Raw genomic sequence first — 17,651 nt, 5'->3', positions numbered from 1 at the left:
CCGGACCGGGTGCGCGACGATAGGACGGGAAGAACGGTCCGGTCGCGGGTGTTGCACAACGAGATCGACCCATTCGATTCGAGGAGTCCTGGACGTGTCATCACCAAAGTCCCTGCCGCCACTGGTCGAGCCGGCCGCGGAGCTGACCAGGGACGAGGTAGCCCGCTACAGCCGTCACCTGATCATCCCCGACCTGGGTGTGGACGGGCAGAAACGCTTGAAGAACGCCAAGGTGCTGGTGATCGGCGCGGGCGGGCTCGGCTCCCCGGCGCTGCTGTACCTGGCCGCCGCGGGCGTCGGCACCCTCGGCATCGTCGAGTTCGACGAGGTGGACGCCTCGAACCTGCAGCGCCAGATCATCCACGGCGAGTCCGACATCGGGCGTCCGAAGGCCGACAGCGCGCGTGATTCGATCCTCGAGATCAACTCCGGCATCGACGTGCGACTGCACAAGATCCGGCTGGAGCCGGAGAACGCCGTCGAGTTGTTCGCCGACTACGACCTGATCGTCGACGGCACCGACAACTTCGCCACCCGCTACCTCGTCAACGACGCGGCGGTGCTGGCCGGCAAGCCCTATGTGTGGGGCTCCATCTATCGCTTCGAGGGCCAGGTCTCGGTCTTCTGGGAGGACGCGCCGGACGGTCGTGGCATCAACTACCGCGACCTCTATCCGGAGGCGCCGCCGCCGGGCATGGTGCCGTCCTGCGCCGAGGGCGGCGTGCTCGGCGTGCTGTGCGCGTCCATCGGCTCGGTAATGGTGACCGAGGCGATCAAGCTCATCACCGGCATCGGCGAGCCATTGCTCGGCCGACTGATGGTGTACGACGCACTGGACATGAACTACCGGACCATCAAGCTGCGCCGCGACCCGGAACGTCAGCCGATCACCGAGCTGATCGACTACGAGGCGTTCTGCGGGGTGGTGTCCGAGGAGGGCCAGGCCGCCGCGGCCGGTTCGACGGTCACCGCGCGCGAGCTGAAGGACCTGCTGGACGCGGGCAAGGAGATCGAGCTCATCGACGTGCGCGAACCGGTCGAGTGGGACATTGTGCACATCGAGGGCGCCAAGCTCATTCCGAAGGACCGCATCCTGTCCGGTGAGGCGCTGTCCGAGCTGCCGCAGAACCGTCCGATCGTGCTGCACTGCAAGACCGGTGTCCGCTCCGCCGAAGCCTTGGCCGCCCTCAAACAGGCGGGCTTCGCCGACGCCACCCATCTGCAGGGTGGCGTCATCGCCTGGGCCCGCCAGATCGACCCGTCGCTGCCGGTCTACTGATCGACTGATGGCGGGTGCGACCCCGGTCCGAGCGGCCGGGGTTGCGCATCGGCGCGGCGTGCTGTACAGCGTCCACACCGGCGGTACGGTACGGCCGTGACTTCTGTGGAACCACCCGAGCACGTGCGTGCCACGTTCGGTCTGCGCGAAGTGACCCCGGTTACCTTGGGCGACTGGGAGGGTGGCTGGCGCTTCGGAGACGTGGTGCTCAGCCCGGTCGCCGATCACGCGCGGGCGGCGTGGTCGGCGAAGGTCCGCGAAACGCTCAAGGTGGACGGATTGCGCCTGGCCCGCCCGGTGCGCGCGACCGACGGCCGCTACGTCGTCTCCGGCTGGCGCGCCGACACCTACCTGGAAGGCACCCCGGAACCCCGATACGACGAGGTGGTTTCGGTGTCCCTGCGGCTGCATCAGGCGACAGCGCACCTCGAGCGGCCCCGGTTCCTGGTCCAGCCGCCGGTCGCGCCCTGGGTGGACGTGGACGTGTTCGTCGCCGCCGACCGGGCCGCCTGGGAGGCGGTGCCGCTGCGCAGCCTGCGCGCGGGTGGCCCGCTGCCCTCTGCCGAGTCACCGGACGGCCAGCGCAGCATGGAACTCATCGGCCAGCTGGCCACGCTGCGTAAGCCGGTGCAGACACCCGCCCAACTGGTGCACGGCGACCTGTTCGGGACGGTGCTGTTCGCCGGAACCTTCACTCCCGGCCTCACCGACATCACGCCGTACTGGCGGCCAGCGCCGTGGGCGGCCGGGGTGATCGTGGTGGACGCGCTGGCCTGGGGCGGTGCCGACGACGGACTGCTGGAACGCTGGCGGGATCTGCCGGAGTGGCCGCAGATGTTGTTGCGCGCGGTCATGTTCCGGCTCGCCGTGCACGCGCTGCACCCGCGGTCGACGCCGGAGGCATTCCCCGGTTTGGCGCGCACGGCGGACATGGTTCGCCTGCTGCTGTAGAAAAGTCGGCCGCCGAAAGCCCGAGCCTTGCGGCTCAATGACTTTCGACGGCCGAGATTCGATACGCGTTGCGCCGCTTACACCTTGGCGTAGGCCAGCGAAGGCGAGCGGCCGACCGCGAACGAGGACCGCAGATAGAACCACCAGGTGACCGCGCCCATCAGCAGGAACGCCCCGGCATACGCCCAGAACGCGGGCGCCATCGTGTGGTAGTGGATGTTCGACAGCCGCAGCGCCTGCTGCAACAGCCAACCACCCGAGGCGCCGACCGCGCCGATCACGCCGATCGCGGCGCCGGCCTGACGCCTGGCCGACGCGGTCGCCTCGGTGAGGTCGAGGCCGTGCTCGGCGGCGTACTTCTTCGAGATCGCGCTGAAGATGGTCGGGATCATCCGGTAGGTCGAGCCGTTGCCGATGCCGGTCATCACGAACAGCAGCAGGAATGAAATCAGATACAGCGGAAAGCTTTTCAGCTCCAGCGCGGCCATGATCATGGCGACCGAGACCGCCATGCCGCCGAACACGTAGACGGTGATCTTCGCGCCGCCGACCTTGTCGGAGACCCAGCCGCCGAACGGACGGCTGAACGAGCCGACGAACGCGCCGAGGAAGGCGAGGTTGCCGATGGTGCTGATCCAGCCGATCTTCGTGAGCTCCGGGAAGTTGGCCTTGATCAGCGTCGGGAAGGCGAAGGAGAACCCGATGAACGAGCCGAAGGTGCCGATGTAGAGCACCGCCATCACCCAGGTGTGCTTGTTGGTCAACGCCATCCGATAGGACTTGCCGTCGGACTTCGCGCTGGCAACGCTATCCATATAGCGCAGGGCGCCGACGGCCGCGACGAGGATGAACGGGATCCAGACCAGGACGGACAGGGTGATGCCGAAGCGGTAGCCCGCCGCGTCCTTGGCGGTGAGGTGCGTGCCGAGGGTGATCAGCAGTGGCAGCACCAGCTGGGTCTGCGCGACACCGAGATTGCCGCCCGCCGCGTTGATGCCGAGGGCCGCGCCCTTCTTGCCCTCGGGGAAGAAGAAGTTGATGTTGGCCATCGACGAGGAGAAGTTGCCGCCGCCGACACCGGCGAGTGCGGCCAGGATCATGAAGACCCACATCGGCGTGCCCGGCTGGTTGACGAAGTACACCAGGCCGAGGGTGGGGATCAGCAGCATCGCCGCGCTGAACGCGGTGAATGCCCGGCCGCCGAATTTCGGGATGGCGAAGGTGTACGGGATGCGCAGCGCGGCGCCGACCAGCGTCGGGGTCGACGACAGCAGTAGAGCGTTGCTCACCGCGGTGGGGTTGCCCTTGCCGAGTCCCTCCAGGAAGGGGAAGCCCGCGGCGCCCATGCTGGTGACCACGCTGCCCCAGATGACCCAGACGCTGAAGCCGAGGTTCTCGGCGAACACCGAGAAGATCAGGTTCTTGCGCGCGGTCTTCGCGCCGCCCGACTCCCAGAACTTCAGGTTGTCCGGCTCCCAGTGGTCCAGCCAGCGCCCCCGCGTCTGATGCTGGAAGGTTTGTGTGCTCGAAGGGGTTTCGGTGCCGGTGGCGGCTGCGATGGCAGTCATCGGCTTCCTCTCGTTCGCACTCGACCGGCCCTCATCGCGGCACGAGGCCGCCGGCGGAGTCGAGTTGCCTAGCTACGGTCGTTTCACAACGTAGGGGCCGGTTGTTGCGGCACCGTGGCTACGCGTGACGTTCCAGGCAATTCCGACTCACATGCGAAACGGACGGCCAGTGAAAAGTGGGTTACCTGGCGTCATTTCGACCGGAATAACGCTGTTATCGCACGTCGGGGTACTCGGCGATGAGTGAGTTGAGGAAGCAGCTCGCCGCAGAGGCGGCTCGCTCGGGGTCGCCGTCGATCACGGCGTGCACCAATTCGGCGTGCTCCTCGGGGTAGGAGTCGTCGGACTTCAGCGTTCGCGCCCGGATCACCTGTTCGATGATCGGCAGCAGCGAATCGTAGAACTCGAGGTAGACCGCGTTGTGGCTGGCGACCACGATCGCGCGGTGCAGCTCGACGTCGGACTCGATCGCGGCCGGACTGTCGTCGTTCCACGCCTTGTCGCGCTCGGCGAGCAGCTGCAGCAGGTTCGCGATGTCGGCGTCGTCGCGGCGGCGCGCGGCCAGCGCGGCGGCCGTGGTATCCAGCGCCAGGCGCAGTTCCAGGACGTCACGTTCTTCGGCATCGGCGAAATATTTGCCGAGGGTGCCGCCGAGGTCGGAGGAGGCGATCACGTAGGTTCCCGAGCCTTGGCGTCGCTCCAACATCCCCGCGTGCACGAGGGCCTGGACGGCCTCGCGCACGGTGTTTCGACCCGTCCCGGTCAGCTCGGTGAGCTCCGGTTCGGTAGGGATGCGGGACCCGATGGGCCAACGGCTGGATCGAATTTCGGCACGCAGCTGCTCGGTGACCTGGGCGATGAGGCTGGTGCGCCGGACTGGTTGCACCGACCTAGAGTACCGCTCATCACAAATCGTTGCCTCCTATCATCCTGTCATCCTATGATTTCGCAGTGACTGCAACCCTCCAGAAAACTCAGACCGGACAGGAATCCACACTGGTCGAGCAGCGCCGACGTGCGCTGACGGAGGGTCGTCTGCTCGTTCTTGCCGCCATTGTGATGTCGGCGCTGACGCTACGGGTCGCGGTCACCGCGTTCAGTCCGCTCGCCGAACGCATCGGTGACGACGTGGGCTACGGAACCGCAATTGTCGGCGTCTTCGGCATGATCCCGACCGCGATGTTCGCGTTGTCCGGCCTGCTCACTCCGCTGCTCGTGCGCCGCTTCGGGCTGGAACGCACCGCCATGATCGCCATGCTGATGGCTGGCGTCGGCCAACTGGTCCGGGTGCTGCTGTCCGGCACTGCCGAACTCCTTGTTTTCTCCGCACTCGCGCTTGCGGGCATGGGCATCGGCAACGTGGTGATCCCGCCGCTGGTGAAGCGGTACTTCGCGGATCGGCTCGCGGTGGTCAGCTCGCTGTACATCATGATGGTGCAGCTCGGCACCGTGGTGCCCGCGTTCGTCGCGGTCCCGGTCGCCGACGCGCACGGCTGGCGGATCTCGCTCGGACTGTGGGCGGTCCTCGGCTTCGCGGCCGCGGTGCCGTGGATCGGCGTGCTGCGCGACCGGCGCGGCCGCGATCGCGACGACACCACCGCCCTGCCCACCGACGCACCGCGCACCGGACGCGTCTGGCGCTCGCCGGTCGCCTGGGGCATGGCGGGCATGTTCGGCATGACGTCGTTGATCACCTATGCGATGTTCACCTGGCTGCCCAAGATCCTCAGCGACGCCGGAGCAAGCGCCGCGTTCGGCGGTTCGATGCTGGGTCTGTTCGCGGTCGTCGGTCTGTTTGCGGCACTCAGTGCGCCGACAGTCGTCACGCGATTCCGTAATCCGTTCCCCGTGGTGGTCGGCTGCGCGGTCTTCTTCGTCGCCGCCTTCGTCGGGCTGCTGGTCGCGCCGATGAGCGTGCCCATCCTCTGGGTGGTGCTGCTCGGTCTCGGCCCGAGCACCTTCCCGATGGCGCTGACCTTGATCAACCTGCGCACCAGCACGCCGGGTGGCTCCGCCGCCCTATCCGGCTTCACCCAGGGCGTCGGTTACGCGGTGGCCTGTGTCGGTCCGCTGCTGTTCGGCGTGCTGCACTCGGTGACCGACGGCTGGCTCGCCCCGTTCGCCCTGCTCGGCGTCGCGGTGCTGGTGCTGCTCACCGGTGCCTGGCAGGCATGCAAGCCGCGCATGCTGGAAGACACCTGGAGCTGACCGCCTCGGTCGAGTTGCGGGGGTGGTGTGGTGGCGTTCATGCTGTCCGCGGCACCCCTCACCGGCTGACGATCGCCGAGTCCGTCTCGTCGTGACCTGCGGAAACAATTGCGTCACCGCCGCGCAACATTGCGCCGAGCTCACCCGCCGCGCCGGGCGCCCGTGAGCAACCGTTGATACGCCGGTCATTTCGCGCAGCATTGCGGCAATACCCGTTACCTACCGTGGGGCCAACCGGATCTTTGGAGGCCCCTCTTGAGCACGTCGACGAATCGTTCAGTCGAACCAGCCCTGCGCAAGACCGCGGTCGTCGTCGGCCACGGCATGGTCGGGCATCGGTTCGTGGAGGCGCTGCGCTCGCGGGACGAGGCCGGGCAGTGGCAGGTTGTCGTGCTCAGCGAGGAACGGCTGCCCGCCTACGACCGCGTCGGCCTGTCCTCCTATGTGGGTACCTGGGACGCCGCCGCGTTGGCGCTGCCCGGCAACGAGTACGCCGGTGACGCGCTGGTCGAGCTGCGGCTCGGGCAACGCGCCGAGGCGATCGACCGGGAGGCCCGCAAGGTCACCACGTCGGCGGGCGACACCATCGCCTACGACGCGCTGGTGCTGGCCACCGGCTCCTATCCGTTCGTCCCCCCGGTGCCCGGCCACGACCGGCCGGAGTGCTTCGTCTACCGCACCATCGACGATCTGGACGGCATCAGGGCCGCCGCCGAGGCAGCCGGGCCGGGTGCCGTCGGCGTCGTGGTCGGCGGCGGGCTGCTCGGCCTCGAGGCCGCGAACGCGCTCCGGCAGCTCGGTCTCACGCCGCATGTGGTCGAGTACAACCAGCGGCTGATGCCCGCCCAGGTGGACGAGGGCGGCGGCGCGATCCTGGAGCGACTGGTCACCGACCTCGGTCTGTTCGTGCACACCGGCGTCGGCACCTCCTCGATCGAGGAAGCGGGCGGCGGGGTGCGGGTCAACCTGTCCGACGACTCGGTGATCGAAGCCTCGCTGGTCGTGTTCTCGGCGGGTGTCCGCCCGCGCGACCAGATCGCCAGGGACAGCGGCCTCGAGGTCGGCCCGCGCGGCGGCATCATCACCGATCTGGGGCTGCGGACCTCCGATCCGAACATCTGGGCCATCGGCGAATGCGCCGCGGTCGAGGGCACCTGCTACGGCCTCGTCGCACCCGGCTACACCACCGCCGAGATCGTGGCGGACCGGCTGCTCGGCGGCGCGGGTGAATTCCCCGGCGCGGACATGTCGACCAAGCTCAAGCTGCTCGGTGTCGATGTGGCCAGCTTCGGCGACGCGCACGGCACCACCGAGGGCGCGCTGTCGGTGGTGCTGCACGACGCCGCCAAGGGCACCTACGCGAAACTCGTTGTCTCCGATGACGCCAAGATCCTGCTCGGCGGCATCCTCGTCGGCGACGCGACTGCCTACGCCGCGCTGCGCCCGCTGGTCGGGCGTCCGCTGCCCGCCGAGCCCGCCGCGCTGATCTCGCCCGCCGGTGCGGAATTGGGCGCCGACGCGCTGCCCGACGACGCGCAGATCTGCTCCTGCAACAACGTGTCCAAGGGTGCGATCTGCGGCGCCATCGCCGACGGCGCGTGCGACATCGCGGGCATCAAGAGCTGCACCACCGCCGGAACCTCCTGTGGCGGTTGTGTTCCCATGCTCAAGAAGCTGCTCGAGCAGTCCGGCGTCGAGATGTCCAAGGCGCTGTGCGAGCACTTCAGCCAGTCCCGCGCCGAGCTGTTCCAGATCGTCCAGGTCACCGGCATCCGCACCTTCTCCGGCCTGATCGCCAAGCACGGCAAGGGCACCGGCTGCGATATCTGCAAGCCGACGGTCGCCTCCATCCTGGCCTCCACCTCCAGCGAGCACATCCTCGATGGCGAACAGGCCGCGCTGCAGGACACCAACGACCACTTCCTGGCCAATATGCAGAAGAACGGCACCTACTCGGTGGTGCCGCGGATGCCCGGCGGTGAGGTCACCCCCGATCAGCTGATCACCATCGGCCAGATCGCCAAGGACTTCGGCCTGTACGTGAAGGTCACCGGCGGTCAGCGGATCGACCTGTTCGGCGCCCGCGTAGAACAGCTGCCGCAGATCTGGCAGCGGCTGGTCGACGTCGGCATGGAATCCGGGCACGCGTACGGCAAGTCGCTGCGCACGGTGAAGAGCTGTGTCGGCTCCACCTGGTGCCGCTACGGCCAGCAGGACTCGGTCGGCATGGCGGTGCTGCTGGAAAAGCGCTACCGCGGACTGCGTTCCCCGCACAAGCTGAAGCTGGCCGTGTCGGGCTGCGCCAGGGAATGCGCCGAGGCGCGCGGCAAGGACGTCGGCGTGATCGCCACCGAGCACGGCTGGAACCTGTACGTCGGTGGCAACGGCGGCCTCACCCCGAAGCACGCGGTGCTGCTCGCCGGCGACCTCGACGACGAGACGCTGATCAAGTACATCGACCGGTACCTGATGTTCTACATCCGCACCGCCGACCGGTTGCAGCGCACCGCGCCGTGGCAGGAATCACTCGAAGGCGGGATCGACTACCTCAAGCAGGTCGTCTGCGAGGACAGCCTCGGCATCGCCGACGAGCTGGAGGCCACCATGGCCCAGCATGTCGCCGGCTACCGCGACGAATGGGCCGCGGTGCTGGAAGACGAGGAGAAGCTGTCGCGCTTCGTTTCCTTCGTAAATGCCCCTGAAGAGGCCGATCCGACCATTTCGTTCGACGAAACCGGGGAACGCAAGGTGCCGGTGTTGCTGGGTATGCCGGATATCCCGGTCGCCACGCACGGGAAATGACGGCTTAACCGCATAGAAACAGGACGCCTGTACCAATGGGTAAGGCGTTTGGAGGATGACACCGATGACCGTGATCGATACCCCCGGTATTGCCGCAGCTACCGCTACCGGCTGGACACAGGCGTGCCGGCTCGACTACCTGATCCCCGGCCGCGGCGTTGCGGTGTTGCTGAAAGGTGGCCGCCAGGCGGCCTTGTTCCTGCTGAGCGACGGCACGCTCTACGCCGTCGGCAATATAGATCCGTTCGGCCGTGCGGCGGTGATGTCGCGCGGCATCGTCGGCGACCGCGGCGGCGTCCCCGTCGTCGCCTCGCCGCTGCTGAAGCAGGCGTTCTCCCTGATCGACGGGCGCTGCCTGGACGACGAATCGGCGCTGTTGCCGGTATACGCGGTCCGCGTAGCCGACGGCATCGTTTCGATCTCCAACGAGCCGGTACCCGGCGGGCTCGCCTCTTCGGACGGATGAACGCATGACCACCATCGACACTGGCGGCTGTCTTGCCGGCTTCACCATCGGCATCACGGCGGCCAGACGAGCCGACGAGTTCGCCACCCTGCTCGTCCGGCGCGGTGCCGATATCGTGTCCGCGCCCGCCATCCGCATCATTCCGCTGGCCGACGACACCGAACTGGAGCGGGTGACCCGCCAGCTCATCGTCGAACCGCCGCAGCTCACGGTCGCCACCACCGGCATCGGTTTCCGCGGCTGGATGGAGGCGGCCGAGGGCTGGGGGATCGCCGAGGAACTGCGCGCGACGCTCGCGGCCACCCGGATGCTGGCCCGCGGCCCGAAAGCCAAGGGCGCCATCCGCGCCGCCGAATTGCGCGAGGAATGGTCGCCCGCCTCGGAATCGTCGGCCGAGGTGCTCGACCACCTGCTCGCCGAGGGCGTCGAAGGGGTCCGGATCGCGGTGCAGCTGCACGGCGCCACCACCGAGTGGGAGCCGGTACCCGACTTCTGTGAGGTATTGCGTTGCGCCGGTGCGGATGTCGTGCCGGTGCCGGTGTACCGGTGGATGCCGCCGGAGGATCAGGGTCCGATGGACCAGCTGATCGAGGCCATCGTCACCGCCAACCTGGACTGCGTGACGTTCACCAGCGCACCCGCGGTGGCGTCGATGTTGATGCGCGCCAAGGAAACCGGACTGCTCGAAGGCGTGCTGCACGCGCTGCGCGGCCGGGTGCTCGCCGCGTGTGTCGGCCCGATCACCGCCGCGCCGCTGGAAGAGCTCGGCGTGGCGACCTCCATGCCGGGACGCGCCAGGCTCGGCGCACTGGCGAGGCACGTGGCCGAGGAATTGCCGCGGCGGGCCAATCGGATCTACGCCGCCGGGCACACGCTCAGCGTGCGCGGCGGCTGCGTCGTGGTCGACGGCGAGGTGCGCCAGCTGGCGCCCGCGCCGATGGCGCTGATGCGGTCGCTGGCCCGGCAGCCCGGCCGGGTCGTTTCCCGGGAGAACCTGCTCGCCGCCCTGCCCGGCGGCGGTGATGACACCCACGCCGTGGAGACCGCGATAGCCCGGCTGCGCGCCGGTTTGGGCGCACCCAAGGCGATTCAGACGGTGGTCAAGCGCGGCTACCGGCTGGCCCTCGACGCGTCCGAGTGCATCGACAACAACCCGCGGCCGGAGTTGTCCGGGCCGCAGGTTCCCGGCGCCGGTGCTCCGACGCGATACGTGCAGACCATGGGGACGTTGTGAGCGAGCGTCAGCGAGCGAACCAGATATACAGCGCGCCTGGGCGCACGACGGAGCCGAGCGTCAGCGAGGTGGAGTCGTGAGCGCCCCCGCTCTGGTGCTGGTGGCGCACGGCACCAGAAGCACCCGTGGCGTCCAGATGATCGCCGCGCTGGCCGAGGCGGTGTCCAGGGAGCTCGGCGTCGCGGTTTCGGGGCGCGACGCCGAGTCTCCGCTGATGCCACCCACGCCTGCCGTTCGGACCGCTTTCGTCGACGTGCTCGGACCCTCACCCGCCGAGGTGCTGCGCGATCTGCGCGGTGCGGCGGGGGAATCCGTTCCCGCCGTGGTCGTTCCGGCCTTCCTCGCCTCCGGCTACCACGTGTACCAGGATGTTCCCCGCGAAGTGGCCGACAGCGGCCATCCCGCCGTAGCGGTCACCCCGGCCATGGGCCCGGACCCGGCACTGGCCAGGATCATAACCATGCGCCTGCGCACCGCGGGCTGGCGTCCCGGCGACGCGGTCGTCTTCGCCGCGGCCGGGTCCTCCGATTCCCGTGCCCGCCAAGACGTCCGCCGCGCCGCCGCCATGCTCGCCGAACGCCTCGACGCCCCGGTCCGCCTCGGCTACATCGCCACCGGCGCACCCCGAGTTCCGGAAATCGTTGCCGCACTCCGTGACTCCGGCTCCGAGCGGGTGTTCATCGCGTCCTACCTGCTGGCGCACGGCCTGTTCCAGCAGCGGCTGCACGAAGCCGGAGCCGACGGCGTCGCCGAGCCCATCGGCGTCCATCCCGCCGTGGTCCGGCTGATCGCCGACCGCTACCGCGCCGCCGCGCGGGACTGGGTTTCTACCGCGTCCTGAGGTCGGCGCCGAGGCGCTTCGATCGGCGTAGCGCGGGGTATGCCCGGTGCGGATTCTCCGCCGCAGCGAGGCGTATCCGACGAGGTCGGTCCCGGTTATCTGCGCTGACAGTGCCCTCGCACGCGCCGATTGCGCTGGAATAACGCCGCGTTCGGGCATGGATGCCGTAAGTTTGCCCGAGAAAAGATTCAGCGGTGGCTTTCCGAATCCGAGGGAGGCGTGTTGACCGGAGCCGACGACGCCGTGCCACGCGAGGCCATGTCCCTCGAACGCACGGACGCCACGGCACAGTCGATGTACCCACTATCGACGGCGCAGCTGCGCTGGTGGGTGGCGCAGCAATTGCAGCCGGCGGTGCCGATCACGGTGGCGATGTATCTGGATCTGTCCGGCCCCCTCGATGTCGGCTTGATGTTGCGGTGCGCCCGCCGCGCGGCCCGCGAACTTCAATCGCCACACCTGCGCTTCCGCGTCGTCGACGGCTACCCGCGGCAGTACGTCGACACCGCGGCGGAGCTGCCGATTCGGCTCGCGGATCTGACCAACCACGCCGACCCGATCGCCGCGGCGCAGGAGCAGATGGAACGGGACTACAGTTCGCCGCTGGACCCGCTCACCGACGATCTCACGGTCGCGACGGTGTTCCAGGTGGCGCCGGATCATCACCTGCTGTATCTGCGCAGCCACCACATCGTCCTCGACGGGGTGGGCGCGGCGGCGGTGCTGCGGCGCACGGGCGAGCTCTACCGCTCGGAAGTCCTTGCGGGGCACGGGCTGAGTGCCACCAACGGTCATCCTTCCGGCGGGAACGGATCGGGCCCTTCGGCCGGTGGCGGTACGCCTGGGCGAGTTGCCCCCGAGTCGGGCAGTGGTCATCGACGGGCGACCGCGCGGGTGCTGTGGCGCTCGGCGAGCCAGGTCGGCGACAGCGAATCGTGCGGTATGCCAGCGGGTTCCACCCGCACCATCACCGATGTCGGTGGACCGGTGAACAACGCCGTCGCCGAGCCGAATTCGGTGCCAACGGCGCGTGTGGCGCCGCCGAAGGAGGTTCGCCCGCTGACGGTGCCGGAGCTGCTGGACGAGGAACGCAAATACCAGGATTCGGCCCGCGCCTCGACCGACCGGGACTATTGGCGCGACCAACTCGCCACGCTCGGCGAACCGATAGGCCTGGCCGGGCGGCCCGCCGCACCGGAGCCGCGCCCACACCGGGTGACCGCGACGATGGACGCCGCGACGGCGGAACTGCTCGCCGCCGCCCGCGCCCGGCACGGCGCCACCTTCCCGGAACTGGCCATCACGGCCTTCGCCTGCTACCTGGCTCGGATGACGGGCAGCGCCGAAGTCACGCTCACCATGCCGGTGACCGCACGTCCCACCGCGGCGCTGCGCCGCTCGGCGGGCTCCATGTCGAATGTGGTGCCGCTGCGGCTGACCGGCCTCGACACCGGCACGGTCGGCGGGGTGATCGCCCAGGTGCGGTCGACGGTGATCGGCGCGCTGCGCCATCAGCGCTACCGGTACGAGGACATGCAGCGCGATCGCGGGCAGCACCACGTGGTGCGCGGCGGATTCGGACCCGTGGTCAACGTGCTCGGGTTCACCGAGCCGTTCGGACTCGGGTCGCTGACCGGACAGGTGCGCCTGCTCTCCCTGGGCCCGGTCGAGGACCTGCTGGTCAACGGCTATCAGGCCGGTCCGGACGAGCGCTCGATCAGCATCGACTTCCACGCCAATCCGGCCCGCTACCGCTACGACCTGGTCGCCTGGCAGCATCGCGTGTTCCTCGACTACTTCGCCCACTTCCTTGCCGCCGAATCCGATTGCCCGATACCGGCTTTGGATCTCGCGCTGCCCGCCCCGATGGCAGCTGATCCGGCAGGTCCGGTCCGGGTATTGCCCGACCTGCTACGCGCCGGTCTCGTGCCGGACGCCGTCGCGGTACAGGACGGCGCCCGGACGATGACCTACCGCGAGCTGGACGACACATCGTCCAAATGGGCCCGCCAACTCATGGCGGGCGGTGCCAGGCCCGGCGAGTTCGTCGCGATCGCCATCCCGCGATCGCTGGAGTCGGTGCTCGCGCTGTGGGCGGTGGCGAAATCCGGCGCCTGTTTCGTGCCGGTCGACCCCGCCGACCCCGCCGACCGGATCGCCACCGTTATCGCGGATTCCGGAGCGCGCCAGGGGATTACCGTGGTGGCCGTGCGGGACGGCCTGCCGTGTGACACCGGATACGCGGCACGGCAGGACGGCGATACCGACGAGAGCGTGGGTGGATGTGGCACGCACTGGCTGGTCCTCGACGATCCGCGGGCGATAGCGGAGACCGAGCGCCTGGCGGGCACGCCGATCGCCGATGACGAACGGCCGCGGTCACTGCGGCCGGACCACCCGGCGTACCTCATCTACACCTCGGGCACCACCGGGACGCCGAAAGGCGTGCTGGTCACCCATCGCGGACTCGGGTCGCTGACCGACTACATCACCGAACACTACGGTGTCGGCCGGGATTCGGTCGTCCTGCACGCGCACGCGCCCTCGTTCGACGCGCACCTGCTCGAACTCCTCGCCTGCTTCGCGGCCGGTGCGCGACTGGCCGTGGAACCGCCGTCGGTGATCGCGGGCGGGGCGCTGGCGCGACTGATCGCGGACAGCGGCGGCACCCACTTCCTCACGACGCCAGCGGTTCTCGCCACGTTGTCGCCGACCGACCTGCCCGGACTGCGAGCCGTCGTGGTCGGCGGCGAGACGTGTCCGGCGGAACTGGTCCGCGAGTGGGCGCCACACGTCCGGCTGTTCAACGGATACGGGCCGACCGAAACCACCGTCATGGCAACGCAAACCGGACCCATGACGCCCGGCGAACCGGTGACCATCGGCGCGGCGCTGCCGGGAGTGCTCGCGGTGGTGTTCGATTCGCGGCTGACGCGGGTGCCGCCGGGTGCCAGAGGCGAGCTGTACCTGGGTGGCATCGGTGTCGCCGACGGGTATCTGCGTAACCCGGCAGGCACCGCAGTACGGTTCGTCGCCGACCCGTTCGGCATCGGGCAACGGCTCTACCGCACCGGCGATCTGGTCAGCGCGGGCCCCGACGGCGCGTTCGAATTCCTCGGGCGGGTGGACGGCCAGGTCGAGGTGCGCGGGCGGCGGATCGAACCGGCCGAGATCGAGACGGCGCTGCTCGCGGGACCGGAGATCGCGCACGCGGTGGTGACCGTCGCCGATGCCGGGCGGCCGGAAGCGCGACTGGTCGGCTACGTGGTTGCGGCCGAGGGAAGTCCGTTCGACTCCGCCGCGACAGTGCGCAGACTGCGCGACACGCTGCCCGCGGCGCTTGTCCCGTCGGCGCTGATCGAACTCGACCGACTGCCGGTGTCGGGCAACGGCAAAGTCGACCGCGCCGCCTTGCCGACACCGGTGGCGACGCCGCGCCCCTACCGCGCTCCGGAGACAACGACACAGCGGCTGGTCGCCGAGCACATGGGCCGGGCGACCGGGCAGCACCGGGTCGGCTTGGACGACGACTTCTTCGAGATCGGCGGGAATTCCCTGCTCGGCGTGGCGGTCTCGGCCGAGCTGGCGGCCGCGACCGAGGTCCCGGTGACGGTGCGCTGGCTCTACACCACGCCGACGGTCGAGGCACTCGCCGATCGCATCACCGGCTACGACGGTGTCGATGCCGCGAGCGACGACGCCCTCGGTGTGCTACTCACCTTGCGCGGCAAGGGAACTCGGCCGCCGCTGTTCTGCGTGCACTCCGCGGTCCCGCTCGCCTGGTGCTACGCCGGGCTGGCCCGCTACGTCACCGACCGCCCGGTGTACGGGCTCCAAGCACCGACGCTGACCGGTCCCGTCCGCGCCATCAGCACCATCGATGAGCTCGCCGACAGCTACGTCGATGCGATGCTCCGCGTTCAGCCGGAGGGCCCGTATCACCTGCTCGGCTGGTCGCTGGGTGGCCAGATCGCGCATGCCATCGCCGTGCGGCTACGTGACCGCGGCGCCTCGGTCGCCGCGCTGGCCATGCTGGACAGCGTCGTCTTTCCCGACGGCGCGGATCCGCCGCCGGTGCCGAGGATGCGAGACCTGTTGACGCACTTGCTCGGTGACGAACCGGCGGATGCCGACGCCGCACCCGAGCTGACCGCCGCCGAGGCCGCCGCCGAATTGGCCCGCGCCGGTGCGTCATTCGGCACCGGCCTGTCCGAGACGCAGCTCGAGCGACTGCACCGTGGCTACGTGGACGGTGTCGCCCTCTCGCACGGCTACCGCCCTGGCGTCTTCGACGGTGACCTACTCTACTTTTCGGCCACCCGTGGTCCGACCGAACTGTTCGGCGCCGACATCTGGCGCCCGTTCGTCACCGGCGACCTCATCGAGCACCCGGTAGAGGCGACCCACGCCCAGCTCACCAACGCGGCCGTGGTCGAGGTGATCGGCCCGATCCTGGCCCGTCATCTCGAGCGCGTCGCCGTACCCGTCGCGGCGCGGAGCGCGCCGTGACCGACTCGCACGCGCGCTCGCAGATCGGTGCGCGCACCGGATTGGCGTGGCGCAATGTCTATGACGATCCAGGCGAGTGGGCGCGGCGGAACCCCGACGCCGCCGTCCTGATTCGCTACCTCGGCGACCATCTGGTCCAGCCGCATCCGGAGTTGGGCCGAGACGGGCCGGTGTGCCCCTTTGTCCGCCATACGATGGCGCGGCACAGTCTGTGGGCGGCCGTCGTGCCGGGTGGCGACGAGGTAACCGTCGAGGCCATGACCGCGGCGGTGGACGATGCCTTCGAGGTCTACCGCGCACTGCGGGCCGAGGCGGGGCAGGACGCCCGAATGTTGACCTGTGTCACCAGCTTTCCCGGCCTCACCCGCTACGCGACGATCGATACCGTGCACCTGGCGCGCAAGACCGCCGTGGTGCGGCAGGGGTTGATGCTCGGCCAGTTCTACCCCGGCTGCGGCGTATCCGGCCTGTGGAACAAGGACTTCCACCCCCTCGATGCCCCGCTGCCGATGCTGGTGATCCGGAAGATGATGAACACCGACTTCCCGTTCCTGGTCGAGCGCACGGAATGGTTGTACTCGTATCTCACGCAGGTGGCGCCCGACCTGCCCCGGCGCCTTCGCTGGTCGATTGCCGAACACCTGAAGATGACCGATGTCGCCGACGACGCCATTACCGACCTGCGCGTTCACTCGGCAGGCGAACACGCCCGGTGAATGCCGGAGGTCTCGGCAAGCCTGATAGATACTCGACATCATGCGCCGGCTGATGCGATGCCTGGTTCCCGTTCTCGCGGTGGTCGCCGCGATCGTCCCGGCCGGTCCGGCCGCCGCCGATCCCGATTCCCGCATCCTGGACGTGCGGCCCCTCGACGGGCGGCAACTGGAGGTCGTCGTGCACTCGGCGGCGATGAACAAGCCGATCACGCTCTGGCTGTCGCATCCCGGTGCCGGTGCGCCCGCGCTGTATCTGCTCAACGCGGTCGACGGCGGCGAGGACGGCGGACCGTGGACGCGCCGCACCGATGTGGCGGAGTTTTTCGCGGACAAGAACGTCAATGTGATCGTGCCGATGGGCGGGCGGGCCAGCTACTACACCGACTGGCTGCGCGACGACCCCGCGCTCGGCCGCAATCAGTGGACGACCTTCCTGACCAGGGAACTGCCGCCGCTGCTGGAAGAGCGGTTCGAGATGACCGGCCGCAATGCCATCGCGGGGCTGTCGATGTCGGCGACCTCGGCATTGAACCTGGCGATCGGCGCGCCCGGCCTTTATCAGGCGGTCGGTTCCTACAGCGGGTGCCCGCGGACCAGCGATTCGGCGGCCCAGGCGTACGTCTCATCGCAACTCGCGGTATTCGGCGCGAATTCCGCGAATATGTGGGGCGGGCCGGAGCACCCGGCCTGGGCCGAGCACGACCCCATGCTGCAGGCGCACCGCCTGCGCGGCATCGCGCTGTACGTGTCATCGGGCACCGGTTCGCCGGGCGAGCACGAAACCCTCGCCGACCGCGGCATCGACGGCAACCCGGCTCGCCTCCTCGACCGCATGCTGGTCGGCGGCGTGATGGAGACGGTCATCGGCAGTTGCACCCGGCCGTTCATCGATCGCCTGCACGAACTGGGCATCCCGGTCACCGCCAACCTGCGCCCGGCGGGCACCCACGCCTGGACCTACTGGCAGGACGATATGCACCTGTCCTGGCCACTGTTCGCCGACGCGATCGGCGCGTGACGGGCCACGCCTAGCTGCTTCTTGTCAGCGAAATTTGTCGGTGCCGAGGTCGACAATGC

General features: G+C 69.0%; 12 protein-coding genes. 10 read left to right on the top strand and 2 right to left on the bottom strand.

Going from position 1 to position 17,651, the window contains the following annotated elements; genetic code table 11:
* Positions 1-94 precede the first annotated feature (94 nt).
* Both moeZ and KV110_RS33890 read left to right on the top strand, forming a co-directional pair.
* Entirely contained in the window at positions 95-1,279 is a 1,185-nt protein-coding gene (gene moeZ / locus KV110_RS33895; protein ID WP_218471228.1) for an adenylyltransferase/sulfurtransferase MoeZ, read from the top strand.
* A 96-nt stretch (positions 1,280-1,375) separates the two neighbouring features.
* On the top strand, positions 1,376-2,230 hold the full coding sequence (locus KV110_RS33890) for a TIGR02569 family protein (protein ID WP_218471227.1): 855 nt from the start codon (positions 1,376-1,378) through the stop codon (positions 2,228-2,230).
* A 77-nt stretch (positions 2,231-2,307) separates the two neighbouring features.
* Here the strand turns inward: KV110_RS33890 and KV110_RS33885 are convergent, their stop codons facing one another.
* Positions 2,308-3,798, bottom strand: coding sequence for an MFS transporter (locus KV110_RS33885; RefSeq protein WP_218471226.1), 1,491 nt, complete (start codon positions 3,796-3,798; stop codon positions 2,308-2,310).
* Between the two features lie 214 nt (positions 3,799-4,012).
* Positions 4,013-4,684 (bottom strand): FadR/GntR family transcriptional regulator, encoded by a 672-nt coding sequence (locus tag KV110_RS33880; protein WP_218471225.1) that lies wholly within the window; start codon positions 4,682-4,684, stop codon positions 4,013-4,015.
* 65 nt (positions 4,685-4,749) lie between these two features.
* On the opposite strand from KV110_RS33880, the gene KV110_RS33875 reads away from it, so the two are divergent.
* From KV110_RS33875 to KV110_RS33840, 8 genes are all read left to right on the top strand, one after another.
* Complete coding sequence (locus KV110_RS33875; RefSeq protein WP_246634149.1) at positions 4,750-6,006, top strand: MFS transporter; 1,257 nt, start codon at positions 4,750-4,752, stop codon at positions 6,004-6,006.
* Between the two features lie 291 nt (positions 6,007-6,297).
* The gene (gene nirB, locus KV110_RS33870; RefSeq protein ID WP_218479224.1) at positions 6,298-8,808 is read left to right on the top strand and encodes a nitrite reductase large subunit NirB; all 2,511 of its coding nucleotides are present in this window, start codon (positions 6,298-6,300) and stop codon (positions 8,806-8,808) included.
* A 64-nt stretch (positions 8,809-8,872) separates the two neighbouring features.
* Complete coding sequence (gene nirD, locus KV110_RS33865; RefSeq protein ID WP_218471224.1) at positions 8,873-9,274, top strand: nitrite reductase small subunit NirD; 402 nt, start codon at positions 8,873-8,875, stop codon at positions 9,272-9,274.
* Positions 9,275-9,278: 4 nt separating this feature from the next.
* A complete protein-coding gene (locus KV110_RS33860) occupies positions 9,279-10,508 on the top strand; it encodes a uroporphyrinogen-III synthase (protein ID WP_218471223.1) in 1,230 nt (409 codons plus the stop codon).
* A gap of 76 nt (positions 10,509-10,584) precedes the next feature.
* A complete protein-coding gene (locus KV110_RS33855; RefSeq protein ID WP_218471222.1) occupies positions 10,585-11,349 on the top strand; it encodes a sirohydrochlorin chelatase in 765 nt (254 codons plus the stop codon).
* A 219-nt stretch (positions 11,350-11,568) separates the two neighbouring features.
* The gene (locus tag KV110_RS33850) at positions 11,569-15,858 is read left to right on the top strand and encodes an amino acid adenylation domain-containing protein (RefSeq protein ID WP_246634148.1); all 4,290 of its coding nucleotides are present in this window, start codon (positions 11,569-11,571) and stop codon (positions 15,856-15,858) included.
* Positions 15,855-16,574, top strand: a complete 720-nt coding sequence (locus KV110_RS33845; protein ID WP_246634147.1) for a DUF6875 domain-containing protein — start codon at positions 15,855-15,857, stop codon at positions 16,572-16,574. The genes KV110_RS33850 and KV110_RS33845 overlap by 4 nt, the downstream gene beginning before the upstream one ends.
* A 40-nt stretch (positions 16,575-16,614) precedes the next feature.
* Positions 16,615-17,592: an alpha/beta hydrolase gene (locus KV110_RS33840; RefSeq protein ID WP_218471221.1), complete on the top strand. Its 978-nt coding sequence runs from the start codon at positions 16,615-16,617 to the stop codon at positions 17,590-17,592.
* Positions 17,593-17,651 lie beyond the last annotated feature (59 nt).

Source organism: Nocardia iowensis, assembly GCF_019222765.1.
GTDB lineage: Bacteria > Actinomycetota > Actinomycetes > Mycobacteriales > Mycobacteriaceae > Nocardia > Nocardia iowensis.
Note: the sequence above shows the minus strand (reverse complement) of the source record. Positions and strands in the feature narration are given on the sequence as shown.

Coding starts and splice junctions, on each gene's coding strand:
- KV110_RS33885 (WP_218471226.1), bottom strand. CDS start 3,798: ATGACTGCCATCGCAGCCGCCACCGGCACCGAAACCCCTTCGAGCACA.
- nirD (WP_218471224.1), top strand. CDS start 8,873: ATGACCGTGATCGATACCCCCGGTATTGCCGCAGCTACCGCTACCGGC.
- KV110_RS33860 (WP_218471223.1), top strand. CDS start 9,279: ATGACCACCATCGACACTGGCGGCTGTCTTGCCGGCTTCACCATCGGC.
- KV110_RS33840 (WP_218471221.1), top strand. CDS start 16,615: ATGCGCCGGCTGATGCGATGCCTGGTTCCCGTTCTCGCGGTGGTCGCC.